General features: G+C 73.9%; 21 protein-coding genes. 8 read left to right on the top strand and 13 right to left on the bottom strand.

Annotation, left to right across the window (positions count from 1 at the left end; all coding sequences use genetic code 11):
- Nucleotides 1–16 precede the first annotated feature (16 nt).
- Nucleotides 17–832, top strand: a complete 816-nt coding sequence (locus AB0J76_RS22025; protein ID WP_352326009.1) for a prolyl oligopeptidase family serine peptidase — start codon at nt 17–19, stop codon at nt 830–832.
- A 150-nt stretch (nt 833–982) separates the two neighbouring features.
- Here the strand turns inward: AB0J76_RS22025 and AB0J76_RS22020 are convergent, their stop codons facing one another.
- Complete coding sequence (locus AB0J76_RS22020) at nt 983–1,948, bottom strand: WYL domain-containing protein (RefSeq protein ID WP_352326008.1); 966 nt, start codon at nt 1,946–1,948, stop codon at nt 983–985.
- Between the two features lie 52 nt (nt 1,949–2,000).
- On the opposite strand from AB0J76_RS22020, the gene AB0J76_RS22015 reads away from it, so the two are divergent.
- Complete coding sequence (locus AB0J76_RS22015) at nt 2,001–3,146, top strand: epoxide hydrolase family protein (RefSeq protein ID WP_352326007.1); 1,146 nt, start codon at nt 2,001–2,003, stop codon at nt 3,144–3,146.
- Nucleotides 3,147–3,190: 44 nt separating this feature from the next.
- Here AB0J76_RS22015 and AB0J76_RS22010 read toward each other — a convergent pair whose 3' ends face one another.
- Nucleotides 3,191–4,426 carry a hypothetical protein gene (locus AB0J76_RS22010; RefSeq protein WP_352326005.1) on the bottom strand — a complete coding sequence of 412 codons (1,236 nt, stop codon included), beginning with the start codon at nt 4,424–4,426 and terminating at the stop codon, nt 3,191–3,193.
- A gap of 700 nt (nt 4,427–5,126) precedes the next feature.
- Between AB0J76_RS22010 and AB0J76_RS22005 the strand changes: the two genes are divergently transcribed.
- From AB0J76_RS22005 to AB0J76_RS21990, 4 genes are all read left to right on the top strand, one after another.
- Nucleotides 5,127–5,870: an SDR family NAD(P)-dependent oxidoreductase gene (locus tag AB0J76_RS22005; RefSeq protein ID WP_352326003.1), complete on the top strand. Its 744-nt coding sequence runs from the start codon at nt 5,127–5,129 to the stop codon at nt 5,868–5,870.
- 170 nt (nt 5,871–6,040) lie between these two features.
- Nucleotides 6,041–6,946: an RNA polymerase sigma-70 factor gene (locus AB0J76_RS22000; RefSeq protein ID WP_352326002.1), complete on the top strand. Its 906-nt coding sequence runs from the start codon at nt 6,041–6,043 to the stop codon at nt 6,944–6,946.
- 260 nt (nt 6,947–7,206) lie between these two features.
- A complete protein-coding gene (locus tag AB0J76_RS21995; protein WP_352326001.1) occupies nt 7,207–8,301 on the top strand; it encodes a winged helix DNA-binding domain-containing protein in 1,095 nt (364 codons plus the stop codon).
- A 99-nt stretch (nt 8,302–8,400) separates the two neighbouring features.
- Nucleotides 8,401–10,167 (top strand): SpoIIE family protein phosphatase, encoded by a 1,767-nt coding sequence (locus AB0J76_RS21990; protein ID WP_364390272.1) that lies wholly within the window; start codon nt 8,401–8,403, stop codon nt 10,165–10,167.
- A 13-nt stretch (nt 10,168–10,180) separates the two neighbouring features.
- Here the strand turns inward: AB0J76_RS21990 and AB0J76_RS21985 are convergent, their stop codons facing one another.
- Together AB0J76_RS21985 and AB0J76_RS21980 are read right to left on the bottom strand one after the other, a co-directional pair.
- Complete coding sequence (locus AB0J76_RS21985; protein ID WP_352326938.1) at nt 10,181–13,720, bottom strand: serine/threonine-protein kinase; 3,540 nt, start codon at nt 13,718–13,720, stop codon at nt 10,181–10,183.
- Between the two features lie 6 nt (nt 13,721–13,726).
- Nucleotides 13,727–14,431 carry a TioE family transcriptional regulator gene (locus AB0J76_RS21980; RefSeq protein ID WP_352326937.1) on the bottom strand — a complete coding sequence of 235 codons (705 nt, stop codon included), beginning with the start codon at nt 14,429–14,431 and terminating at the stop codon, nt 13,727–13,729.
- A gap of 77 nt (nt 14,432–14,508) precedes the next feature.
- Between AB0J76_RS21980 and AB0J76_RS21975 the strand changes: the two genes are divergently transcribed.
- Nucleotides 14,509–15,693: an erythromycin esterase family protein gene (locus AB0J76_RS21975; RefSeq protein WP_352326936.1), complete on the top strand. Its 1,185-nt coding sequence runs from the start codon at nt 14,509–14,511 to the stop codon at nt 15,691–15,693.
- A 281-nt stretch (nt 15,694–15,974) separates the two neighbouring features.
- Nucleotides 15,975–17,354: a hypothetical protein gene (locus AB0J76_RS21970; protein WP_352326935.1), complete on the top strand. Its 1,380-nt coding sequence runs from the start codon at nt 15,975–15,977 to the stop codon at nt 17,352–17,354.
- Here AB0J76_RS21970 and AB0J76_RS21965 read toward each other — a convergent pair.
- The 9 genes from AB0J76_RS21965 to AB0J76_RS21925 all read right to left on the bottom strand — a co-directional run bounded on the left by AB0J76_RS21965 (nt 17,351) and on the right by AB0J76_RS21925 (nt 23,938).
- Nucleotides 17,351–17,566, bottom strand: coding sequence for a DUF418 domain-containing protein (locus AB0J76_RS21965; RefSeq protein ID WP_352326934.1), 216 nt, complete (start codon nt 17,564–17,566; stop codon nt 17,351–17,353). The genes AB0J76_RS21970 and AB0J76_RS21965 overlap by 4 nt on opposite strands.
- A 23-nt stretch (nt 17,567–17,589) precedes the next feature.
- Nucleotides 17,590–17,790, bottom strand: coding sequence for a hypothetical protein (locus AB0J76_RS21960; RefSeq protein ID WP_352326933.1), 201 nt, complete (start codon nt 17,788–17,790; stop codon nt 17,590–17,592).
- Between the two features lie 406 nt (nt 17,791–18,196).
- Nucleotides 18,197–19,030 carry an ABC transporter permease gene (locus AB0J76_RS21955; protein WP_352326932.1) on the bottom strand — a complete coding sequence of 278 codons (834 nt, stop codon included), beginning with the start codon at nt 19,028–19,030 and terminating at the stop codon, nt 18,197–18,199.
- Entirely contained in the window at nt 19,027–19,920 is an 894-nt protein-coding gene (locus AB0J76_RS21950) for an ABC transporter ATP-binding protein (RefSeq protein ID WP_352326931.1), read from the bottom strand. Before AB0J76_RS21950 ends, AB0J76_RS21955 begins: the two co-directional genes overlap by 4 nt.
- Nucleotides 19,921–20,042: 122 nt before the next feature.
- A complete protein-coding gene (locus AB0J76_RS21945; RefSeq protein ID WP_352326930.1) occupies nt 20,043–20,525 on the bottom strand; it encodes a Clp protease N-terminal domain-containing protein in 483 nt (160 codons plus the stop codon).
- A complete protein-coding gene (locus AB0J76_RS21940) occupies nt 20,522–20,755 on the bottom strand; it encodes a hypothetical protein (RefSeq protein ID WP_352326929.1) in 234 nt (77 codons plus the stop codon). Before AB0J76_RS21940 ends, AB0J76_RS21945 begins: the two co-directional genes overlap by 4 nt.
- Before the next feature lie 46 nt (nt 20,756–20,801).
- Entirely contained in the window at nt 20,802–21,797 is a 996-nt protein-coding gene (locus tag AB0J76_RS21935) for a HEAT repeat domain-containing protein (RefSeq protein WP_352326928.1), read from the bottom strand.
- Between the two features lie 6 nt (nt 21,798–21,803).
- A complete protein-coding gene (locus AB0J76_RS21930; protein ID WP_352326940.1) occupies nt 21,804–22,472 on the bottom strand; it encodes a HEAT repeat domain-containing protein in 669 nt (222 codons plus the stop codon).
- A 71-nt stretch (nt 22,473–22,543) separates the two neighbouring features.
- The gene (locus AB0J76_RS21925) at nt 22,544–23,938 is read right to left on the bottom strand and encodes a cytochrome b N-terminal domain-containing protein (RefSeq protein ID WP_364390267.1); all 1,395 of its coding nucleotides are present in this window, start codon (nt 23,936–23,938) and stop codon (nt 22,544–22,546) included.
- Nucleotides 23,939–24,034 lie beyond the last annotated feature (96 nt).

Here is a 24,034-nt window from a genome sequence, read left to right as displayed (position 1 = left end):
AGCCGAGGAGACCGTGATGAGCACTGAGCAGCAGAGCCAGGACGTGCGTCACGCGTGGGTTGACCACGTTCCCGTGGCCTGGATCGAGCCGCCGGCCGGCGCGGGCGGAGCCACCGTGGCGTTGTGGCTCCCGCACCTGGGCGGCGACACGCGAGCCTGCCTGCCCGCCATGCGCGAGCTGGCCGGGCAGGGCATGGTCGCCGTCAGCCTCGCCCCCTGGCGGCACGGCCGGCGCGGCGGCGAGAGCCCTGAGCAGCTGGCCGAGCGCGTCCTGGGCGACTTCCGCCAGGAGATGTGGCCGCTGCTGGGCCGTACGACGGTGGAATGCGTCCGGGTCCTGGACTGGGCGGCCGCGGAGCTCGGCGCGGGACCCGGCGCGGTCGCGGGCGGGGTGTCGATGGGCGGCGACTGCGCGGTGGCGCTGGCCGGGCTGGACCACCGGGTACGCAGAGCGGCGGCCGTCGCGGCCACCGCCGACTGGACCCGTCCGGGCATGTGCGCGCTGGACGACCCGGCCCGCCTCCTGCCGCAGGGACACGCGGGCCGCCATGCCCAGTGGTGGTTCGACCGGCTGAACCCGCTCACCAACATCGGCGCCTACGCCCACGGACCGGCCATCGCCTTCGAGTGCGGCGCCGACGACAGCCACGTGCCGCCCCAGGGCGCGCTGCGCTTCCGCGAGACGATCGAGCACGTCTACCCCCGGCACGCCGGCCGGATCAGGGTGACCGTGCACCCCGGAGCGGGCCACCTGGACGCGGCCCGGGACCCTGAGCTGACGCGCCGGTGCGTGGCCTGGCTCGCCCAGCCCGACAACCGGTCCGACAGCTAGCCCGACAGCCAGCCCGACGGGCCGCCCGACAGTCAGTCCGACGGGCCGCCGTAGCCGCGGTCGAGCCGGTGCGGCGCTTCACCCCGGATGGCGGCTTTACGCCGGATCCGGCGCTTCACGCCGGATCGGCGCTTACTCCGGATCGGGGCCTTACGCCGGATCGGCGGCGGGGGCGGCGTCGAGGAGACGGGCGGCGAGGGCGCGGACGTGCCGGACCAGCTCGGGCGGCTCGTGCACCTCGAACGGCACGCCGAGCTGCGCGACCCACATCGCCAGCTCGTCCAGCGAGTGCGACCCGGCTGACAGGACGCAGGAGCCGTCGCCGACCGGCTCGACCACCGCCATGGTCGGCGGCATCCGGGCGGCGACGACGTCCGCCGGCGCCCGCACCGTGAACCGCCCCTGGTAACGGTAGGGATCGACCGAGATCCGCTCGGAGACGTAGCGCACGAGGTCGGCGGCGGGCGGCTCCCTGGGCGTGAAACGCGGGCCGTTCGGGCTGTGCAGCCGCAGCCGGTCGACGCGGAACGTGCGCCAGTCCGCCCGGCCGGTGTCCCAGGCCACCAGGTACCAGCGGCGACCCGAGTTGACCAGCCGGTACGGCTCCGCGGCACGGCGATCCGCGACGCCGTCGTGGGAGCGGTAGTCGAACCGCAGGCTCTCCCGCCGGCGGACCGCCGCGGCGATCGCCGTGAGCGCGGCCGGGTCCACCGCCTCCGCCGCCCCCGCCAGCGGTACCGTCACCGAACGCAGGTCGCCGACGCGGTGCCGGAGCCGGGCCGGCAGCACCTGTTCGAGCTTGGCCAGCGCCCGCACCGAGGTCTCCTGGATGCCGGTCACGCCGGAGACCGCCGCCGTGCCGAGCCCGATGGCGACCGCGACCGCCTCCTCGTCGTCGAGCAGCAGCGGCGGTACCCCGACCCCGGCGCCGAGCCGGTATCCGGCCGTGCCCGGGGTGGCGTCCACGACGTAGCCCAGGTCACGCAGCCGGTCGACGTCGCGGCGGACCGTGCGGGGCGAGACGCCGAGCCGTTCGGCCAGCTCTGCGCCCGACCACTCCCTGGGCGTCTGCAACAACGACAACAGACGCAACAACCGCGCCGACGTCTCCAGCATGCCGCCCATCCTAGGACTGAAGCTGTCCTAGCCCCTTCCTACAGTCATGGACATGAACGACGACCCGCGCATCCGCCCGTTCCGCATCGACATCCCGCAGGCCCAGCTGGACGACCTGCGCGCCCGGCTGGCGGCGACCCGCTGGCCGGACGAGCTGCCCGGCGTCGGCTGGTCCTACGGCGTCCCGGTGGGCTACGCGAAGAAGCTGGCCGAGTACTGGCGCACCTCGTTCGACTGGCGGGCCGCCGAGCGGCGGCTCAACGCCTTCGAGCAGTTCACCACCCCCATCGACGGGCAGAACGTGCACTTCCTGCACGTCCGCTCCCCCGAGCCCGGCGCGCTGCCGCTGATCGTCACACACGGCTGGCCGGGCTCGGTCGCCGAGTTCATGAACGTCATCGGCCCGCTCACCGACCCGGCCGCCCACGGCGGCGACCCGGCCGACGCCTTCCACGTCGTCGCCCCCTCGATCCCCGGCTTCGGCTTCTCCGGCCCCACCACCGAGCCCGGCTGGGACCTGGAGCGCGTCGCACGGGCGTGGGCCGAGCTGATGGACCGCCTCGGCTACGACCGGTACGGCGCGCAGGGCGGCGACAGCGGCTCGGTGATCTCGCCGATGCTCGGCCGCGCCGCGCCCAGGAACGTCGTGGGCGTGCACGTCAACGGCGCGCTCGGGTTCCCCAGCGGCGACCCGGCCGAGCTCCGCGAGCTCGCCCCGGACGAGCTCGCCCGCCTCGGCCAGTACCAGGACCAGGACCGGGCCGGTTACGCGATCATCCAGGCGACCCGGCCGCAGACCCTCGCGTTCGGGCTGCACGACTCCCCCGCCGGGCAGCTGGCCTGGATCGTGGAGAAGTTCAAGGAGTGGACCGACCCCGCCCGCGAACTGCCCGAGGACGCGGTGGACCTTGACCAGTTGCTCACCGACGTGAGCGTCTACTGGTTCACCGGGACCGCCGCCTCCTCCGCCCGCCTCTACAAGGAGGGGCAGAAGGGCTGGGGCGCGGTGGCCGAGTACTCCGGGCTGCCGCACGGCGTCGCCGTCTTCCCCGGGGACGCCGGGGTGCGCCGGATCGCCGAGCGCGAGCACAACGTCGTGCACTGGTCGGAGTTCGACCGCGGCGGCCACTTCGCCGCCATGGAGGCCCCCGACCTGCTCGTCGAGGACGTCAGGACCTTCTTCCGCCCCCTGCGCTGACTCCTCGGCCCGCGCCGTGTCGCCCGTGGTCAGTCGGTCCGTGGTCAGTCGGTCCGTGTCGCCCGTGGTTCGGGGGCGGGGGCTCGTTGTGCGAGTTCGGCGGCGACCGCTCGTTCCCGTAGCAGCGCGGCCTCGGCGCGGGCCGCGTCCAGTTCGGCCCGTACGTCGGCCAGACGCATGCGCTCCAGCCGCAACTCCCCCAGCAGCTGGTCGCGTTCACCGGCCGCAGCCGCGGCCCGCGCCTTCTCACGGGCGTGTTGTCTGCGCTCCTTGGCCAGCGCCGCGGCGGCCTCTTCCTCGGCCGACGCCAGCCTCCGGGCCAGGTCGCCCGCCTCGGCCGCGGCCTGGGCGGCCTCCCGTTGCGCGACCGCCCGGTCCCGTTCGGCCTCGGTGGCCGCGCGTTCGGCGCGTTCTGCCCGCTCAACGGCTCGCTCCCGCTCCTGCGCGGCCGCCTCCTCCCTGGCCGTGGCTGCGATCACCGCCCGCTCGGCCAGCTCGCGCGCCCGCCCGGCCGCCGCCGCCTCCTCCCGGGCGCGGTCTCGCTCCTCCCGCGCCCGGTCCGCCTCCAGCCCGGCCTGTACGGCCTGCGCCCGCGCCTCCTCGGCCCGTTCCTCGGCCGCCTCCGCCTGCTCGGCCAGCTCCTGGACGACCTGATCCCGGGTCTGCTCGGTCAGCTCCGCCTGGCGCGAGGCCTCCTTCACCCGCCGTTCGGCCTGCTCGGCCCGCCGGACCGCCCTCTCGGCGGTCTGCAACGCCTGCCGTTCGGTGCTGGCCGCCTCGCGCAACGCGGCCAGGGCCTGCTCGCGGGCGCGTTCGGCGTCCTGCAGCGCCGTCTCGCGCTCGTTCTCGGCCTCCTCCAGCCGGGCTCGCATCTCGGCCGTCTGCCGGCGCGCGTGCTCGGTGGCCTCACGGGCCAGGCGTACCTGCTCGAAGGCCTGCTCACGTTCGGTGCGGGCGATCGCCACCCGCGTGTGCGCCTCGGCCTGGACGGCGCTCACCTTGGCCTCGACCCCGGCCGGGCTCAGCTCGTCGGACAGGGCCTTGGCCAGCGGCTCGATGGCCGCGAGCAGCCCGGTCTCCATCCGGTCGTACAGTTGTTCGGCCCTGGCCAGCGCGCCTTCCAGCCCGGGGGTGGCCCGCCGCAGCTCGCGCTCCCGCTTGGCCGCCGCCTGGCACCCCTTCTCCGGACAGTACGACTTCGGCCGCCCGCGCCCCGGCCGCTGCTCGATGGGAGCTCCACAATGCTTGCAAGGCGTCACCACGCCGACCTCCGCAGTCACGGCGACACCCTAACATTTTCCAATTTCTGGAAATTCAAATCCAGAAATTGACCATGAGCATGGGAGGTCGGGACGAAGTCGCCATCGCGGCGACAACGAGAGGGACGGGACCTCGTCGCCGCAGGTCAGCGCCCTACCCGCGTGATCGACCGGGCGTCCCCATCGTGCGCCCACCGCGGCCGCGCCGCATCCGGCCCGCCAGACGGACACGCAGCGTCTCCGGCGTGTCGCATCCTCCACGTCTCCGCCGCTCGCCAGAATGCCGGGCCGCACCGACAGTTCGTTCCTGTCCCCCACCGTGCCTGCGCGTCCGCCGCCGTGCCGGGCACGAGGATCAGCTCCGCGTTCTCGCGCCGTCAGCCACAGGACGATGACCAGCTCGTGTGACCCGCGCACCCGCCCGCGTCAGGCCCAGCGCCACGCCGCACCGCAACGCCGCCGCAAGAAGGGACAACCGGGCGGTGTCCACCGGCCCGCACGGCGCCCACCGGCCTCACGCCGCACGGCGCCGTGCCACTCCTTGACGGCGAGTAGTTCGATGGCCAGCGAGCAGCCACCGCCGGCGTTCGTCCCGGCACGAACAAGGCACGGTCACGCCTCCGAGGTCATGGCGGCGTTCGTTTCCCCGGCCTTGGACCAGCCTGTTGTGACGTCGATCACAACCTGTCACACGCGCGAAGGGGGTTCCGTCTTAGAGCGCATGACGAACACGGAACGCACCACCGCACTGATCACCGGAGCCAACAAGGGCCTCGGCCTCGAAGCCGCCCGCCGCCTCGGCACACTCGGCTGGACGATCTTCCTCGGCTCCCGCGACGAGGGCCGCGGGCAGGCCGCCGCCGCCCGGCTGGCCGAGGACGGCATCGACGTGATCATGATCCCCCTGGACGTGACCTCCGACGCGTCGGTGAACGAGGCCGCGCGGCTCGTCCGCGAGCACACCGACCACCTGGACGTGCTGGTCAACAACGCCGGCGCGCCGGGAAACGCCGTCCCGCCCGCGGACGCCACGGCCGGCGAGATCCACGCCGTCTACGACACCAACGTCTACGGCCCCGTCCGGGTCACCCACGCCTTCCTGCCCCTGCTCCAGGCCGCCGAGAACCCGCGGGTGGTGATGGTGTCCAGCGGCGGCGGCTCCTTCGCCGTCGTCACCGATCCGGACCAGCCCGTCTCGAAGATGCACGAGCTGGCCTACAGCTCCTCCAAGGCGGCCCTGAACATGATCACCGTCCGGTACGCCCATGCGCTCCCGCACATCAAGTTCAACGTCGCCACCCCCGGCGAGACCGCCAACCACAAGTTCGCCGCCACCGACATGAACCGTCACACCGGCCTGCTGACGGTCACCGAGGGCACGGACTCGATCGTCCGGCTCGCGACCCTGGGCCCCGACGGCCCCACCGGCGTCTTCGTCGACCGCCTCGGCCCGATCGCGTGGTGACCTCCGTGCACCACCGGACCCGCCCGCCTGGTCACGACGAGGTCCAGCCGCACGGCTACCCTGCTGGGCGTCGTACGCAAGAAGAACCCCAGGACGGAAAGGCCGAGCAGATGAGCCGCGGGACAGGAGCCGACGGGACCGACCCCCTGCCCCGGGCGGAGGAGCCGGACGTGACCGGTTACCGGCCGCTGCTGTTCTCCATCGCGTACGGGATGACCGGTTCCGTGGGCGACGCCGAGGACATCGTGCAGGACGCGTTCCTCGGCCTGACCAGGGCGCGCAACGCGGGGACCGTGATCAGTGAGCCGAAGGCGTACCTGACGACCGCGGTGACGCGGCTGGGCATCGACCACCTGCGCTCGGCGCGGGTGCGACGGGAGACGTACGTGGGCGAATGGTTGCCCGAGCCGGTCGTGGCGCACACCGGCGAGCCGGGTCCGGCCGAGCACGCCGAGCTGGCCGACTCGTTGTCGATGGCGTTCCTCGTGCTGCTGGAGTCCCTGTCGCCGGTGGAGCGGGCGGTGCTCATGCTGCGCGAGGTGTTCGGGTACGGCTACCAGGACGTCGCGCGGATCACCGGCAGGACCGAGGTGAACTGCCGGCAGATCCTCACCCGCGCCAGGCAGCGCGTCGCCGCCGGGCGGCAGTCCCGCGACACCGTGCCGACCCAGGCGCGGCGGGCGACGGGCGAGGAACTGGCCCGCAGGTTCTTCGACGCGGCCGACGGCGGCGACCTCGACGCGCTGCTCGGCATGCTCGCGCCCGACGTCGTCCTGCACGGGGACGGCGGCGGCAAGGCGCAGGCGATGGCCAGACCGGCGGCCGGGGCGCCCCGGGTCGTCAAGATGCTGGTCGCGGGGCTGCGCCGGGTCCGCGCGCTCGGCGTCACGGTACGGACGGCCTGGGTCAACGGCCGCCCCGGCGCGGTCATGTACGACGCCGAGGGACGCGTGGCGGGCGTGGTCGAGCTGGACGTCGCCGACGGCGTGATCCAGGCCATCCACTCGGTGGTCAACCCGGACAAGCTCGCCCATCTGGGCCCGGTCTCCGACGTCGCCCGCCTCCCGAAGAAGTGAGCCGGGCCAGGCGGCGGCGGTGCAGCGGCGGGCCGGCTGGGCGAAGGCGTCCTTGAGCCCGGCGGGGCCGACGACCTCGATGCCGTCGTCGAACCTGCGCCCCCGGCCGGTCGCGGCGCATCTGGGGCAGCGAGAGCAGGCGTGCCGAGGTCTTCTGCTTGTTTCTCATGATGGCGTAAGAAGAGGCCACAACCTGACCGCTTCCTCCGCCAGCATGGGCACCGCACGAAAAGGAGCATCCTGAGACACGGGAAGAGGAGATGACCGTTCTGAGCACCCGGGCGCTCAACCGCGCCACGCTCGCCCGCCAGTTGCTGCTGGACCGCGCCGGCCTGCCGGTCCTCGACGCCGTCGCGCACCTGTGCGGCCTGCAGGCGCAGGAGCCGCAGGAGCCCTTCACCGGGCTCTGGTCACGGCTGCGCGCCTTCGACCCCGCCACGCTGTCGGGCCTGCTGACCGGCCGGGACGTGGTGCGCACCCACCTGATGCGGCGCACTGTCCACCTGGTCACCGCCGCCGACGTCCTGGCCTGGCGGGCCCGGCACGACGCGATGTTGCGCCAGCGGGTGCTCGGCGTCTACCGGCGTGAGCTGGCCGGGGTGGACCTCGACGAGCTCGCGGCGGCCGGACGGGCGGTGCTGGCCGACGGCGAGCCGCGCTCGATGTCGCAGCTCGCGCGGGCGGTGGCCGGTCGCTGGCCTGGTCCGGGGCCGCGGGCGCTGGGCGAGATGCTGGTCGCAGCGCTGGTCCCGATGGCGCAGCTCCCGCCGCGCGGGTTGTGGCGGACGCGGGCGGGCGTGCGCAACCTGCCGCTGTCGTCCTGGCTGGGGCGGGAGGTGGACCCGCCGTCCGCCGACGGCTCCGACCCCGTGGGGCAGGCCCTCGTACGGCGTTACCTGGCGGCGTACGGCCCCGCCGCCACGGCCGACCTGCGCGCCTGGTCCGGCCTGGCGGGCCTGCCCAGGGCCGTGGCGGCGGTCCGCGAGGAACTGGTCGCCTTCCGGGACGAGCGCGGCCGCGAGCTGCTGGACCTGCCCCGCGCGCCGCGCCCCGACCCCGGCACGCCCGCCCCCGTACGGTTCCTGCCGGCCTTCGACAACGCGGTCCTCGGCTACGACGACCGCGGCCGGATCATCGACCGCGAACACCGCGGCCTGTCGGTCGCCGGCGCCCGGATGGTCCTGGTGGACGGCCGGGTCTCGGCCACCTGGACCGTCGAGGACGACACCGTGCTGGTCACGCCGCTGCGCGGCCTCTCCCCGGCCGAGCGGGCCGCCGTCGCCGAGGAAGGAGGCGCCCTGGCGTCGTTCCTCTCCGACGGTGCCGGCGACCGCACCTGGATTCTCGGGTACTGAGTAGATCCCCATAAGCTCGGCCATACTGTCAGGACCGCGGGCGTCCCTGGTGACGAACAGGACGGCGGGTAGGAGGTGGGCAGGAGAGGAGCCGACATCATGAACGTGCCCGAGCACGACGCCGGGCCGCACCGGCCGCAGGACGGACGTCCCCGCGGGCTGAGCGACCTGACCCACGCGGGCGCGTACGTCGTGGACGACCGGGGCCGGATCGTCGAGGTCGCCCCGCGCACCGAGGCGCTGCTCCGCCGTCCCGCCGCCGACCTGCTCGGCGCCGACGCCCACGACCTGCTCCACCGCGGCCCGCGCGGCGAGACGCTGCCGCGCAGCCGGTGCGCGATGCGACGCCCGCTCATCACCGGCGGCACCTCCCAGGGCGAGCGGGAATGGCTGGCCCGCGGCGACGGCTCCCTGCTGCCGGCCTCCTGGCTGGTCACGCCCTGCCTGCTGGCCGACGGCAGGACCGGGGCGCTGGTGCTCTTCCACGACGCCGACGAGCCCGGCGCGCAGGTCCCGGAGCCCGAGCACGGGACGTCGATGTCCGAGCTCGACCGGCTGGCCCTGCTGGCCGAGACCACCACGACGCTCACCTCCAGCCTCGACGTGGACGAGACGTTGCGCCAGCTCGTCCGCCTGGTGGTGCCGCTGCTCGCGGACTGGGTGGTGGTGGACCTGCTCACCGAGCACGGCGGCGTGAACCGCGCCGCCGTCGTCCACCACGAGGACGGCGTCCTGGTGCACCACGAGGACCTGGAGGGGCCGATGCCCGCGGTCCCCGAGGAGTCGCCGATGCCGCTGTCGCGGGCGTTGCGCGGGGTCACTGCGACGCTGGCCGGGCCGGAGACCTACCAGGGCGCGCCCGACTCCGGCATCGCGGTCTTCCAGCAGGAGCTGTTCCGCAGGACCGGCATGCACTCTGCGGGCATCGCGCCCATCCGCGGCGTGCGCGAGGTGGTCGGGGCGCTGACGCTCGGCCGCGCCGAGCGGTCCGGCGCGTTCACCACCGCCGACCTGCTGCTGGTGGAGGACATCGCCCGGCGCGCCGGCCTCGCCCTGGACAACGCCCGCCTGTACGAGCGGCAGCGCCGGGTCGCCGAGACCATGCAGCGCCATCTGCTGCCGCGCCTGCCGTCGGTGCCCGGCCTGGAGATGAGCGCCCTCTACGTGCCCGCCCCCCGCGCCTCGCAGGTCGGCGGCGACTGGTACGACGCCTTCACCATGCCCGACGGCGCCACCGCCCTGGTGATCGGCGACGTGGTCGGCCACGACCTGGAGGCCGCCGCCGGGATGGCCCAGGTCTGCAACATGCTGCGCGCCTACGCCGGCGCCGAGCAGGACCGGCCCAGCGCCATCCTCGACCGGCTCGACCGCGCGGTGGTGCGCATGGCGCAGGCCACCATGGCCACCGTCGTCCTGGCCCGGCTGGAGCACACCGACGACGGCCGCTGGGTGCTGTGCTGGAGCAACGCGGGCCATCCGCCGCCGCTGCTGGTCGAGCGCGACGGCCGCACCCGCTTCCTGGAGGAGGGCCAGGGCCTGCTGCTGGGCACCGGCATCCGCGGTGTGCGCGCCGACGCCGTCGTGGAGCTGCCGCCGGGGTCCACCCTCGTGCTCTACACCGACGGGCTGATCGAGTCCCCCGGGCATTCCCTGGACGAGGGCCTGGCCCGCCTGAGCCGGTACGCCGCCTCCCACACCCACCGGCCGCTGAACGCGCTCGGCGACATGCTGCTGGAGCGGGTCCGGCCCGAGGACAACGACGACGACGTCGCCATGCTGACGCTGCGCGTGCCGCCGCGCGTCACGGCCCCGGACGACCTGCGCGGCGGCGTGCTGGACGGCGATCGGGGCCTGCCCGCGATCTGAGGAGCGGCGCCCGTCACGACCGTCCGTGCCGCACGCCGGGGCAGACGTCCCGGTAGGGCACGTCCTTCAGGTGCCGCTGCCACTCCTGCGGGCTCATCGTGCGGCCCGCGCGCTCGCACACCAGGCGGGCCACGGACTCGGCGCCCACCGGGATCCGGATGATCGTCCCTGAGGCGTTGCCCGAGACGTACAGGGTCTGGTCGTCGGCGCTGAAGGCCAGCCGGTCCAGGATGCCGATGGGGAAGGAGCCGATCCGCTCCCGCGAGCCGACGTCCCAGACCTGGACGGTGTACACGTCGTCGAACGTCTCCCCGATGGACCTGCCGATCAGCGCGAGCAGCGAGCCGTCGTGGCTGAACAGCACGGTCTCGACCTGCCCCCGGGCGGCCACGCGCAGCGCGGGCGGCAGCTCGCGGCCGGTGGCGACGTCCCACAGCTCGACCGTGGCCGAGCCGAGGGCGAGCACCTGCGCGGCAGGGCTGAGCGCGATCGCCAGGCCCGACCGGTTGAAGCCGGGGCCGACGGCCTTGCCGGTGCGCAGGTCGTAGATCTTGCCGGTGGCGGTCACCACCGCCGTGCCGTCGCGGGTGGCCACGATGGTCTCGGTGACCGTGGCCAGATGGTGCCGGGCGAGCGTGCGGCCGGTGCCGGCGTCGAGGACGACCAGCTCGTTGCGGGCGTCCCGCTCGCTCTGCTCCTTGAGCGACAGCACCAGCCGGCGGCCGTCGGGGGTGAACGTCTTCGACAACACGAACTGCGTGCGCGGCACGGCGTGGCGCCACAACCGGCGGCCGGTGGCGACGTCCCAGAGGGCCGCCGAGGAGTCCGCGCCCTCGGCGGCCAGCCGGGCGCCCGCCGGGTCGAACAGCTGTCCGGTGACGCCCGCGCTGCCGGCCATCGGCAGGCCGAGCCGGACGCCGTCCCACACGCGGACCGGCCCTGAGTCCTTGGTGGCGGCGGCCAGGCGGCCGTCCCGGCTGAAGGCGTCCAGCTCGTAGCCCTGCGGCAGCCGGGTGGAGGGCAGGCGGGAGGTCAGGTCGGCGGTGATGGTCGAGTTGTCGATTACGTACCGGACGGTGTGGCCGTCGGCCTCCAGCCAGACGTCCTCGGGCTCGCCCTCGGCCCGGTAGAGGGCCAGCTCGTCGCCGTCGTCCGCGTCGAGCAGGTGCAGGGTCCGGCCCTCGACGGCCAGCATGCGGCGGCCGTCGGGGCTCATCCGCAGCCGGCCGTTCAGCGTGTCGTCCAGGGCCGACTCCTGCCAGAACGGCTGGTCGGAGTCGGGCACCTTCCTGGCGGTGGCCAGGTCGAAGGCGGCGATGTCGCCGTTCGCGCACAGCAGCCGCCTGCTGTCCGGCGTGAAGGCCACCACCGGCCCGCACGCCTTCGGCAGGCGGGTGTCCACGGTGAGGCTGGGCAGGCGGATCACCTTGAGCCCGCCCTGGTTGGGGCCGACGCCCGCGATGTAGGCGCCGGAGGGCGCGATCGCCGGAGCGACGCCCGACTCCAGGTCCGGGGTGTAGGACGCGCCGGTCCTGGTGTCCCACAGGAACTCCAGGGTGGTCTCGCGCATCACCGCGGCCAGGTTCTCGTTGCCGTCGAAGGTGACGTGCACGCCGGGGCTGCCCTCGCCGATGCGGTGCTCGTGCAGCTTGGCGCCCGTCCTGGCGTCCCAGGCGTAGGCCGTGTCCCTGCTGACCACCACCAGCGTGCGCCCGCTCGGGCTGAGCGCCGCCGCCGACGGCAGCGCCTCCAGTCCGCGCGGCCACCGCCAGAACGCGGTCTGCCGGCCGGAGGGCACGTCGTAGACCCGGACGCCGTCCTCGCCGGCGATGGCCCGCACGCGCCCGCCGGCCGCCGACGCCGACGCCGAGACGCCCTTGGCGCCGGGGTCGCGGAAGACGGCGCTCTCCGGCATCGTCAGCGAGGTCGTCAGGCTGCGCCGGGTGCCGGGGCCGGGGGCCAGCCGCCAGCCCGCCACGCTGAGCAGCATCGCCGTGGCCGGGTCGCTCGTCCGCAGCCGGTCGGCCTCGGCGGCGGCCTGCCGCCCGACCGCCTGGTCGCGCTGCCGGCCCGCCAGGAGGCTCTGCTCGGTCACCTGCCGGCCGCGCAGCACGGCCAGGCCGCCCGCGGCCAGCGCCACCACCAGCAGCCCGGCCAGCGCGGCCGTGGTCAGGCGTCGGCGGCGCACGCGCCGCCTGGCCAGGCCGGTGCCCGCGGCCAGGAAGTCACGTTCGAGAGGGGTCAGCGTGATGTGCCTGCGGCCGGTGGCGGCCCAGGTCAGCGCCTGGTCCAGGCGGCTGCCCTGGAGCAGGTCGCCGTCCTTGCGGCCGTTGCCGGCCCACTGGCGGGCGGCGTCGCTGAGCTGGCCCAGCACGGCGAGCCCGTCGCGGTCGCCGTCCACCCAGACGCGCAGCCGCGGCCAGGCGCGCAGCAGCGCGGGACGTGACAGCGCCACCGCCTCGTCCTTCTGCGTCACCAGGTAGGAGAACACCTGGAGGATGTGCTCGATCGCCTGCGTCTCCCGCTCGGAGCGGCCGGCGAGCAGGTCCTCCTTCAACGCCCAGCGCACGGCCTCGTGCCCGTCCTCGGTGACCGTCACCAGGCGCAGGAACACCTCGGCGGCCAGCTCGCGCTCCTCGGGCGCGAGCGCGCCGTAGGCGTCCTCGGCGATCGTGCCGAGCGCCGGGTCGGCCTGCTCGGGGACGTGCACGCCCCTGGCGGCGCGGCTGCCCGCCGTCAGCAGCCCGCGGGTGTCGGCGCTGTTGCCGCTGACCAGGGCGAGCAGCAGGTCGCGGGCGGTGGGACGGGCCGCCGGATCCTTCTCCAGCGCGGCCGACACCAGCGAGGCCAGCCGGGGCGGCAGCCCGCTCAGGTCGGGCTGGGCCGACAACACCCGGTGCATGACCCCGCCGAGGTTGTCGGCGCGGAAGGGGTCGGCGCCCGTGGCGGCGAACACGATGATCGCGCCCCAGGCGAACACGTCGGCGGGCGCGCCCGCCCGCTGCCCGGTGAACACCTCGGGCGCCATGTACGTGGGCGTGCCGGCCACCTCGCCGGTCCTGGTCAGCGACATGTCCGCGGTGCGCGCGACGCCGAAGTCGATCACCCGCGGGCCGTCGGCGCCGAGCAGCACGTTGTCCGGCTTGAGGTCCCGGTGGATGACGCCCGCGTCGTGCACGGCGGTCAGGGCGGTGGCGATCGCCGTGGCCAGCCGGTGCAGGTCGTCCCCGGCGAACCGGCGCCCCTGCTCGACCGCCCGGCGCAGGCTCGGGCCCGGCACGTACTCGCTGACGATGTACGGCCTGCTGCCCGACAGGTCGCAGTCGAGCACCCGCGCCGTGCAGAACGACGCCACGCGCCCGGCCGCGGCCGCCTCCTTGGCGAACCGCTCGCGGCCGGCCGGGCTGTCGGCCATGTGCAGGACCTTGAGCGCGACCCGGCGGCCTTCGGGGTCGTAGGCGTCGTACACCACGCCCTGGCCCCCGGACCCGAGCCGTCCGGCCAGCCAGTACTGCCCTATGCGCTGCGGTTCTCCGGCGTTCGACGCTTCCACGGCGTGTTAGATGCCCTCCCCGGTGGCAAAGTTCCCCTCGCGCAGGTAGGCGTCCAGCGCGCCCGCTGCGGTGAGCATGGCCAGGCCCCTGGCGGTGAGCCGGTCGTGCCAGTCGCGCAACGTCGCCTGCAGGGGTTCCATGCCGCCCGCCGCGCGCACCTGGTCCAGCACCTGCCGGATCTGCTCCAGCCCGTAGCCGCCGCGCCGCAGCTGGTGGGCCAGCAGCACGTCGCGGACGTCGGCGGCGGTGTAGACCCGGTAGCCGGTACGCGGGTCGCGCCGGGGCACGGTCAGCCCGGCCCGCTCCCACTTGCGCAACGTCGCCGGTTTGATGCGCAGCCGGCGGGCCAGCGGGCCGATGAACGTCACGCCGGGCTCCGCCTCGCGCGGCGGCGCCAGGTCGCGCAGCGCGCGTTCGACGGCCTCCAGCGTGCCGCGGTCCTCGGCGAGCTGGGCGTGGCCCTCGTCGATCAGGCGCAGCGCCGCCGCGAGGCCGCCGCCGTTCACGGCCCGCATGATCGCGGTCGCGGTGGCGTGCCCGTGGGCGGGGACCAGCGCCAGGAACGTGCGCAGCGCCGCCGCGTGGCGGGGGGTGTAGACGCGGTAGCCGTGCGCGGAACGCTCGGACGGCGGCAGGATCTCCGCGTCCTCGTAGTTGCGCACCGCCTGCGTGGACAGGCCGTGCGCGCGCGCCAGATCGATGGGCCGCATGTTGAGGGTATGCCTCCCTGCCCGCCGGTGGATCGGCCAGAAGTTTACACTAGAAGTTCAACGATACGGTTGAAGGCATGACGACCTCGATCCGGGACGCCGTCCAGGCGTTCACCGGCGGCGCCCTCGCCGCGCTGCTGCGCCCCGGCGTCCGCGTGCTCGGCCTGGGCGAGCCCACGCATGGCGTCGAAGCCTTCCTGGAGCTGCGCAACGAGCTCTTCCGTCACCTCGTCGAGCACGAGGGCTACCGGTCGATCGCCGTCGAGAGCGACTGCCTGGCCGGCCTGACCGCCGACGCGTACGTCACCGGCGGCGACGTCACCCTCGACGAGGCGATGAGCCGCGGCTTCAGCCACGGGTTCGGCGCCTCGCCCGCCAACCGCGAGCTCCTGCGCTGGATGCGGGCCCGCAACGAGCGGTGCGCGCCAGGCGACCGGCTGCGCTTCGACGGCTTCGACGCCCCGGTGGAGATCACCGGTCCGGCCGCCCCGCGCCCGGCCCTGACCGCCCTGTACGACTACCTGGCCCCCCACCTCGACCTGCCCCTGACCCGCGAAAGGCTGGATGAGCTGCTCGGCCCCGACGAGCGCTGGACCGACCCGGCCGCCCTCACGGACCCGGCCCGCTCGATCGGCGGCGCGCCGGAGGTCGCGGAGCTGCGCCTGATCGCCGACGACCTCTGCGTGCTGCTCACCGCGCACGCCCCGCACCTGGCGGCCGTCACGTCCGGCGACGACCGGTGGCGCGCCGGCCTGCACGCCCGCGCCGCCGCCGGGCTGCTGCGCTACCACGCCGGCATGGCCGACCCCTCGCCGCGCCGGCTCGGCGCGCTCATGGGCCTGCGCGACGCGATGATGGCCGGCAACCTCGACGCGATCGTCCGGCGCGAGGAGCGCCGGGGCCCCACCCTCGTCTTCGCCCACAACCGCCACCTGCAGCGCGACGAGAGCCGGTGGCGGTTCGCGGGCGAGGAGCTGCGGTGGTGGAGCGCGGGGGCCGTGCTCGCCGCGGGTGTCGGCGACCGGTACGCCTTCGCCGCCTCGACCTTCGGCTCCCGCGGCGCCGACGTCCCGGCCCCCGACACCCTTGAAGGCATCCTGTCGGAGGTGTGTGACGCCCGCGCCGTCGTCGATCCCCGCCGCCTGGCCGGGGCGCTCGACCGCGGGCCGGCGCCCCGCGTCCCGGTGGACCACACCTACCTGGCCCTCGACCCCGCCACCGTCGGCCAGGCGGACGCGATCGTCTTCCTCAAGGAGATCTGAGGCCCGGCATTGTTGTTTATTGCGTTTGGCGAATGATGTCCTCCGGGCGAATTCTTTTTACCTGGCGACGCCGGCCGTGCGCTCGTTAAAGTCGAGGTGACGTCAGAGTCCACAAAGCCCCCGACCAGAGGACTGAGCTGATGAACTGCGGTCACTGCGACAGCCCGAATTCGCCCGATTCCCTGGTATGCGCTAATTGTGGCCGTCATTTCCAAGGTGATCGCCCGGCCGCGACGGAAGTCACGCGATATCTCTGCATCGCCATGATGCTCGACGCGAAAGTGCGTAATTCCACCATTCGCTCGATTCTTCATGACCGCTTCCGGGCCGTCGCCCAGTCCCCCGGCGTCGACCTGGCCACGATGCTCAAGTACGGCCTGATGGCCCAAAGGCGCCAGCAGGTGCGTGACGCCGTGCTGGCCGTGCTCGCCTTGGCCACGCTGGCCCTGCTGTCCAGCCCGCTCGTCCTGCTCCCGATCTTCCTGGCCTGGCTCGTCGTCTTCGCCGAGCTCTACGACGCCCACGAGTCGGTCATCCTGACCAGGCTGACCCGCCACTCCTTCGACCCGGCCGAGGCGCCGCTGCCCAGCTCGCCCGCGCTGCGCGACCATCTGGTGGACATCGCCGACCGCGGCGCCGGGAACGTCACGGTGTTCGCCGACTACTCCCCCTTCGTCGGCTACGGCAGCCGGATCAACAACTGGTCGTTCACCATGAACGTCGCCAAGGCCCGGCCCGGCGAGACGGTCGTGCCCTTCGCGGTCGGCGAGCTCTACGACCGGGTGGCCGCCGAGATCGCCGCCCTCGGCCTGCCCGGTCTCACCGTCGGCGACAAGCTCTTCGTCAACGGCCTCGACCTGCGCTACGAGACCGACCCCGAGCTCCAGGCCGCCGTGCTGCCCGACGCCCTCCTGCCGCCCGTGCCGACGGTGAGCGAGAGGTTCATCCACCAGCTGCGCGACAACCCGCGCACGCGGGCCCGCCCCTACCTCACGGTGAGCGTGACCGGCTGGGAGGGCGAGGTGGTGATCTCGATCTTCCTGCGGTTCGTGCTGCTCGCCGAGAAGGGCATGATGTTCACCGAGGCCGGCTACTCGCTGCTGCCGCCGCTGCGGGAGGCCTACCGCGAGGTCGACCGGCTGGTCAACTGCGCGCCCTCGGAGCGGATGGCCCGCATCGCGCTGTCGGCGCTGCGGCGCACCGCCGCGGCGCTGGTGCTGGCCCTGCCCAACACCCTCGCCGCGCTCTCGGAGCCGAGAAGGCGCAGGCGGCAGCAGAAGGCCAGCATCAAGGCCATCCGCGGCCACACCTTCAACTACGGCGCGGCCTACAACCCCCGCGAGCACGCCACCGACCACCTCTACCACCGCTACTTCCAGCAGCTTGACAAGGAGATGTACGTCAAGGCCGCCGAACAGCGCATCATGGACGCCGTCGCCGACTTCCTGGAGGAGCACAACGTCGACGTGAGCGACCTGCGCGAGCGCCAGACGACCATCCTGAACAACGGCATCTTCGTCACCGGCCAGGCCCAGGTCACCGGGGCCAGCATGGCGGCCGGCACGGGCGCGGTCGCGCGGATGGAGAGCCGCATCAGGCAGGGTGTCGGCCAGGCCGCCGCGGCGGCGCGTCCCGACCCCGCCGGCCGCCGGCAGGTCTAGGAGACAGCCTTCGACCGGGCCGCCGTGCTGCGGCGGCCGTAGGTCAGGCGCCGCAGCAGGACCTCCATCGGGCCCCGACGGCCTGCGCGCTCCAGCCAGTTCGCGAGGACGATCGACACGGCGCCGACCGCGAGGGCGGTGCCGAAGGCGGCGGCGAAGCCCACGTCGTCGGACAGGCCCAGCGTGAACGGGTAGAACAGCACGAGGAACACCGCTGACTGGAACAGGTAGAAGGTCAGGAGCGTCGGCCGAGTGCGGCGAGTGCGGCGGTGAGGGGGCCGATGCGGGAACGTGTCGCGATGAGCCCCATGAGGGCGGCCAGGCCGATGCCGCCGGCCTGGCCGGTGAGGGTGTGCGCGAGCACGGCGACCCAGGGTGCGGGGGGCGTCCACGCGCCGGACAGCAGCAGGGCCCCCGGAAGCCGGCCGTCCAGCACAACACCGAGTCCCGGGCGCGCACGAGCGGGACGAGCAGCAGCAGCGTCAGCCCGTACACCGCGATGATGTCCAGCGGCACGAGCAGTCCGTGCACGAAGCCGATGACGATCAACCATCGGCCCCGGCGCCGCAGGAGCCTCCTGAGCGAGCCCAAGTCCCCGCCCCTGGCCTGATGCCGGTGGGCGAACTGGCCCAGCGCGTAGCCGAACATCAACACGAACATCGGCCGGGCCTGGTTGTGGGCGAGCAGATGATCGAGGAACGCGGCCACGCCGTCGAGCACCCCGAAGGCCGTGCCGGTGGCCAACACCGGCGCGTGCGCCACCGCGATCGCCAGCAACATCACGCCCCGGGCCAGGTCCGGCGCCAGGGACCGGCCGGTCGCCGTCGTGGCGGTCACGGCGCTCACCCGACCCGCCGCAGGGCACGCTCACGGCGTGCCGCCACCGACGAGCCGGACTCCCCGCGTGCCATCCGCCGCAGCACGACCGGCGCCACGAGCACGCCGAGCACCGCCCAGGCGCCCAGCACTCCGGCGGTCTCCAGCTGCCGCCACGACTCGCCGATCTCGACGGCGGCCGCCGAGTCAGGCAGCAGGGCCGACCGCATGCCGAGCCCCATCCAGTAGACGGGGAAGATCTGGGCGATCCCCTGCAGCCACTCGGGCAGTGCGGTGATCGGGTAGAAGATGCCGGAAATGCCGATCAACGCCAGGAACGGCAGCTGGACCAGCCCCTGGGCGCGTGCGGTGGTGAACACCGAACCCAGCACCGCGCCGATCGGCAGGGTCGCGACCAGGCCGAGCAGCAGCACCCAGGCCAGGCCGGGCCAGGAGTCCGGGCCGATCCGCAGGCCCTCGACGAGGAGCGCGGCGGGCACGAGGAAGATCACCAGGTCGGCCAGCAGACCGCCGGACACCGAGATCACCTTGCCGATCAGGTAGGCGGGCATCCCGTGCGGGGTGGCCTTGGCGCGCAGCAGCGTGCCGTCCTCGCGGTCGGCGGTGAGCTGCTGGCTCATGCCGATCATGCCGGTCGCGGCGTTCATGCCGAGGATGCCGGGCAGGGCCAGGGCGCCGAGCGGGAGGGCGCCGACCGACAGGTCCCGGATGAAGAACAACGTGGCCACCATCAGGGCGGGCCACAGGAAGTGGGAGAACAGCTCGGCGCTGTTGGTGAACGACTGCCGCAGCTCGATCAGGCCCCGGGACCAGCCGGCGCGCAGGACGGTCGCGTTCACCGGGCCGCCTCCTCGGCCTCGCGCACCAGCGCCAGGTACGTCTGCTCCAGCGAGGCCCGGTGGACCTCCAGCTCCTGGATCTCGTCACCGTGGCGGGCGAACAGCTCGCGGGCGAACGCGGTCGAGTCGGGCGTCGTCTCGGCGTACCGCCGCCCGTCGCGCATCCAGCGCACCTCGTCCTCGCCGGCGATCCGCCGGGCCAGCTCGGCGGTGGTGCCGTCGGCGACGATCCGGCCGCCGTTCAGCACGAGGATGCGGTCGGCCAGCTTCTCGGCCTCGTCCAGGTCGTGGGTGGTGAGCAGGACGGCGGTCTCGCGGGCCTCGGCCAGGTCGCGTACGAGGTCGTGGAAGTCGGACCTGGCCTGCGGGTCGAAGCCGGTGGTCGGCTCGTCGAGGAACAGCAGCTCGGGACGCCCCACGAGGCCGATCGCCACGTCGAGCCTGCGCCGCTGCCCGCCCGACAGCGTCCTGAGCTTCCTGCCGGCGTGCTCGGTCAGGCCGACCCGCTCGATCAGCTCGTCGGGGTCCCAGGGCCGCGGGATGCCGGGGACGGCGTAGGGGGCGTAGTAGCCGCCGAGGTGGGCGAGGAACTCGCGCACCCGCCATTTGCCGTGGTCGCGCCAGGACTGCAGCACGATCCCGAGCCTGGCCCGCCACCGCTCGTCGCCGTGGGTGGGATCGGCGCCGAGCACCGAGACCCGCCCCTGCGACCGGATGCGGAAGCCCTCCAAGATCTCGATCGTGGTGGTCTTGCCCGCGCCGTTGGGCCCCAGTAAGGCCACGACCTCGCCGTGGCGGGCCTGGAACGTGACGTCGTGCAGGACGTCGAGCGGGCCGTAGCGCATGCGCAGCCCGTCGACGTCGAGCACGAGACCGTCGCTCTTCGTCATGAGATGACCTCTCTTCGTGATCGGATGACCCCGCGCCTGAGCACCCGCCGGCGCAAGTCCGGCGCGAGGGCATGACGCGTCGCGGCCCGAACGGGGCCGGAGCGCGGGAACGGGGGGGCCGGTTACCAGCTGTCGCGCGTGAGCGTCTCCTCGACGCGATCGATCAGGCCGGCCCGGTCGACGCCGGCCAGGGCGAGCGCGCGCGGCACGGTGCCGACGCCGGCGGCCAGGACCCCGCGCAGCAGATGCGCGGGGCGCAGGTCCTTCTTGCCCTTGGCGGCAGCGAAGCCGCGTTCGAGCGCGAGCCGGGCGGAGGCGCCGAGCTTGGGATGATCCTTGGCGTGGCGGACGGGTTCCGGCAGGCCGTAGGAGGCGAGGGACACCCCGGCCACGCCGAGGCTGTGCTCGAACTCCCGGTCCAGCGCATCTCTGATCGCCTGCCGCCGGAGCCCCGTGGCCGTCAGCACGCGGTGTGCGGCGGTGCCCTCGATCGCGGTGATGGCCAGCAGGAGGTGGTGGGCCTCGGTGGCGGCGGAGCCGTCCGCCCGCGCCTCGGCCGCTCCCCGCGCGATGATGTCGTTGATGTAGTGGTCGATCGCGCTCACCGTCGTCTCCTCGGCATCGCGCCGGCGGCGATGAGCCGCTTGGCGTGCTTCTTGTGGACCGCCTGGCGGGTGACGCCGAGCGCCTCGGCGACCTGCGGCCAGCCCCACCCGGCGCGCACGGCCTGCTCCACGGCGGCGTCCTCCAGCTGGTCGGCCCGGCGCCGCAGCGCCACGACCGCCGCGAGCGCGTCGGCGGGCCCCTGGGGCACGGGTACGTCGTCTACCGGCATATAAGCAACCCTAGTTGACTAATCGACGTTGGTCAACCGTGGTTGCTTATCGCCTGCGGAGTCCGACGATGTAGGTGGCGGTGAGCGCGACGGCGCGGTCGTCGTCCTGCGCCAGGTCGGCAAGGGCACGTGACGCGGTGGCTCCGGGGATGTCGGCGAGCGCCTGCGTCAGCCGCCGGCGCGCGGACGGCTCGGCGCCAGGCCGGGTGAGGCGGTCCACGAGCCCGGCGGCGATCGGGTCTGCCGCTCCGGGGCGGCCCGCCAGTGTGCTCAGGGCGTCGGCCGCGTCGACGTCGTTCGTCCCCTCGACGATCATGTCGATGAGGGTGGGGATGGCCTCGTCCACGCCGCGGGCCCCGAGCGCCAGGGCCGCGTAGCGGCGGACCACGACGTCGGGGCTGGTCAGGGCGTCCCGGAGCAGGGCGGTCGCCGCGGCGTCCGGCAGCTCGGCGATCGACTGGACCGCGCGCTTGCGCACCTCGGCCACCGGCGCGTGCAGGCCCTGCGCCAGCAGCTCGGCGGCGTCCTCGCCCGACTGCGCCAGAGCCCATCGCAGGGCTCCGGCGACGTGCGGATCGCTCTCGCCCAGCGCCGCCTCGACGAGCGCTTCCACCGGGACCTCGGCGACCGAGGACAGGGCCGCGCTCTGGCGGCGGCCGGCGTTCTTCGAGCCGAGCGCCTGCAGCAGGGAGACGACCTGGAGCACGTCGTCCCAGCCGGCGGGGTCGGCGGCGTCGATCCGGCGCAGCCGCGTGAGCAGCTCCGTCTCGGCCGCGATGCGTTCCCGGGTGCGCCGGATGAGGTCCTCGACGAGCCCGGACGGCGTGAAGCCGGGATCATCGAGCGCCCGGCCGACGTCACGCAGCGACAGGCCCAGCGACCGCAGGCTCTCGATGTGGAAGATCCGCTGGATGTCCGCGCCGGAGTACTCCCGATAGCCGGCGTGGCTGCGGCCCGTCGGGCGCACCAGGCCGAGCGCGTCGTAGTGGCGCAGCATGCGGGCGCTCACCCCGGACCGTCGCGCGACGTCGCCGATCAGCACAGCCCATCATCCCTCCTGGCCGCCGGCGCCGAGGGCCACGACGCGCTTCGCCTCCTCGATCGCGAACTCGAATCCGGCCTCCGGGTCGCGCAGCAGCCGTTCCGTGGCCCCCGCGTGCGTGCGCACGCCGGGATCCGGGTCGGCCATCGCGGCCCGCAGCACCGGCTCGACCACCTCGCCGAGCGCGACCAGCGCCCGGCTGAGGCTCAGCTGGGTCTCCCGTCGGCCGCGCCCGAGCTGTGTCGACAATACTTCGGCCAGTCCGGGCTTCTCTTCCTCGGGGGCCAGCAGCACCGCGGTCCGCCAGGCGCTCCGCGCCACCTCGTCGTCGGCGTCGGTCAGCAGCTGCCGGGTGATCGCCGGCCACGCCCGCCGGTCGCCGATCTTGGACAGCGTGTGCAGCGCCTGGCTGCGTGCCTGCGCGCGCTCCGAACGCAGCTCGCCGAGCAGCCGCGGGACCGTCAGCTCCGCCGGATGGCGGGTGAGCGCCCAGGTGAGCATGTCGCGCACGTGGAACTCCGGCTCGACCGCGCAGCGCTCGACGAGCGCGCCGACGAGGCGCGGGTCGGGCGTCGTGCCCACCGCCAGGGCCGCCCGCAGCCGTACGGACGGGTCGCCGGCCGCCAGCCCCGCGACGGCGCCGGTCGTGTCCGGGGCCTGTTCCTGCCTGGTCATCGGGACCACCTCCTCGGCGACCAGTGAAGACCTTGTCACAGTGTCAAGGTCAAGCTGCCGGGCCGGCGCGGTCAGTCACGCGGCGCGGTGACCGCGTGCTGCCGTTCGGGCTCCAGGTGCATCGGGCGTTCGTGGAAGCCGCCCTGCGCGCTCCGCACGATCACGCCGCTCTCCGGCCCGTGCTCCAGGTCGTGCCGGTCCTGGAGCCGCAGGCCGAGGCAGAGCCGGTGGGTCAGCCAGAAGGCGACGACCGGGCCGAGGAGGACGGCGTACCTGAAGAAGATCGTCACGGCCTCCACCGAGAGGTGGAACTGGTGGGCGAGCTGGTCGTTGGCCGCGGCGGCCCACAGCAGGCCGTAGAAGGCGACCCCGGCGGCGGCGACGGCGGTCCGCACGGGCGCCTCGCGCGGCCGGTCCAGCACGGCCGGGCCGGTCGCCTCGGCGGCCAGGCGGCTCCTGCTCTTGGGCCGGCCGAGCGCGTCCCGCCGGCCGAGCCGCCCCAGGACGAGGCGCTCGGCCAGCGGGTAGCCGGCCAGGGCGGTGAGGAACACCCCGGGGACCACCAGCGTGGGCACCAGGACCGCCAGGCTGAGCGTGTACCCCCCGATCGTCAGCTCCCAGCCCGGCATGATCCGCAGAGCGCCGTCGAGGAAGCCCATGTACCAGTCGGGCACCGAGCCGGCCGAGATCTGGCCGGGCCCGGCCGGGCCGTACAACCAGATGGGGGCGATCTGGAAGGCCAGGCCGAGGATGACCAGGACCCCGATCGTCGTGCCCGCCATCAACGGGCGCACGCCCGCGCGCGCCGGGACCGGCGCGGCGAACCGCGAGTGCCCGTGCCGCCGCACCAGCCGTTCGCGGGCGGCGAGCAGCGCCACCATGGCCACTGGGATCAGCAGCACGTGCGTCCAGTACATGGTGGGGATGATGCTGTCGCCGGGGAACCCGGCGCCGAAGAGCAGCTGCGCGGCGTACGACCCGACGACGGGAATCGACAGCAGCACCGACTGGATCAGCCACAGGCTGCCGCCGGAGAGCATGTCGTCGGGCAGGATGTTGCCGGTCTCCCCCGCGGCCATCCCGAGCGGCAGCAGCGTCACCCAGATCAGCCACTGCGGCACGCGCGGCCGCCGGAACGCGCCGGTCAGGAACATGCGCAGCAACTGCATCGCGACCGCCGCCACGAACACCAGGGCCGACCAGTGGTGCACCTGCCGGACGAAGAGCCCGCCGCGCACCTCCAGGCTCAGCCGCATGGTCGAGTCGAACGCCCTGCTGACCGGGACGCCGCTCAGCGGCGTGTACACGCCGTGGTAGAGCACCGGGGACATGTCCGGGTCGAAGAACACCATGAGGAACAGCCCGGTCACCACCAGGACGGCGAAGGACCAGATCGCCACCTCGGCGAACATGAACGACCAATGACCGAGCCCCGACGACTGACGTTTCCGCACCGATGAGCGCATCGGATCCTCCTCGTTTCGCCTTCGCCTTCAAGACGAGATCGGCGGCCGAGATGTGACGTCGAGGAGGGTGAGTTACGTCATAACGGCTCGTTCCCG

Source organism: Nonomuraea sp. NPDC049624 (assembly GCF_040675255.1).
Lineage (GTDB): Bacteria > Actinomycetota > Actinomycetes > Streptosporangiales > Streptosporangiaceae > Nonomuraea.
This window is presented reverse-complemented; position numbering and strand designations above follow the sequence as displayed.

What these genes read in the sequence shown, in the direction of transcription:
- AB0J76_RS22025 (WP_352326009.1), top strand. Translation starts at nt 17, where the DNA reads ATGAGCACTGAGCAGCAGAGCCAGGACGTGCGTCACGCGTGGGTTGAC.
- AB0J76_RS22020 (WP_352326008.1), bottom strand. Translation starts at nt 1,948, where the DNA reads ATGCTGGAGACGTCGGCGCGGTTGTTGCGTCTGTTGTCGTTGTTGCAG.
- AB0J76_RS22015 (WP_352326007.1), top strand. Translation starts at nt 2,001, where the DNA reads ATGAACGACGACCCGCGCATCCGCCCGTTCCGCATCGACATCCCGCAG.
- AB0J76_RS22005 (WP_352326003.1), top strand. Translation starts at nt 5,127, where the DNA reads ATGACGAACACGGAACGCACCACCGCACTGATCACCGGAGCCAACAAG.
- AB0J76_RS21995 (WP_352326001.1), top strand. Translation starts at nt 7,207, where the DNA reads ATGACCGTTCTGAGCACCCGGGCGCTCAACCGCGCCACGCTCGCCCGC.
- AB0J76_RS21990 (WP_364390272.1), top strand. Translation starts at nt 8,401, where the DNA reads ATGAACGTGCCCGAGCACGACGCCGGGCCGCACCGGCCGCAGGACGGA.
- AB0J76_RS21980 (WP_352326937.1), bottom strand. Translation starts at nt 14,431, where the DNA reads ATGCGGCCCATCGATCTGGCGCGCGCGCACGGCCTGTCCACGCAGGCG.
- AB0J76_RS21975 (WP_352326936.1), top strand. Translation starts at nt 14,509, where the DNA reads ATGACGACCTCGATCCGGGACGCCGTCCAGGCGTTCACCGGCGGCGCC.
- AB0J76_RS21950 (WP_352326931.1), bottom strand. Translation starts at nt 19,920, where the DNA reads ATGACGAAGAGCGACGGTCTCGTGCTCGACGTCGACGGGCTGCGCATG.
- AB0J76_RS21940 (WP_352326929.1), bottom strand. Translation starts at nt 20,755, where the DNA reads ATGCCGGTAGACGACGTACCCGTGCCCCAGGGGCCCGCCGACGCGCTC.
- AB0J76_RS21930 (WP_352326940.1), bottom strand. Translation starts at nt 22,472, where the DNA reads ATGACCAGGCAGGAACAGGCCCCGGACACGACCGGCGCCGTCGCGGGG.
- AB0J76_RS21925 (WP_364390267.1), bottom strand. Translation starts at nt 23,938, where the DNA reads ATGCGCTCATCGGTGCGGAAACGTCAGTCGTCGGGGCTCGGTCATTGG.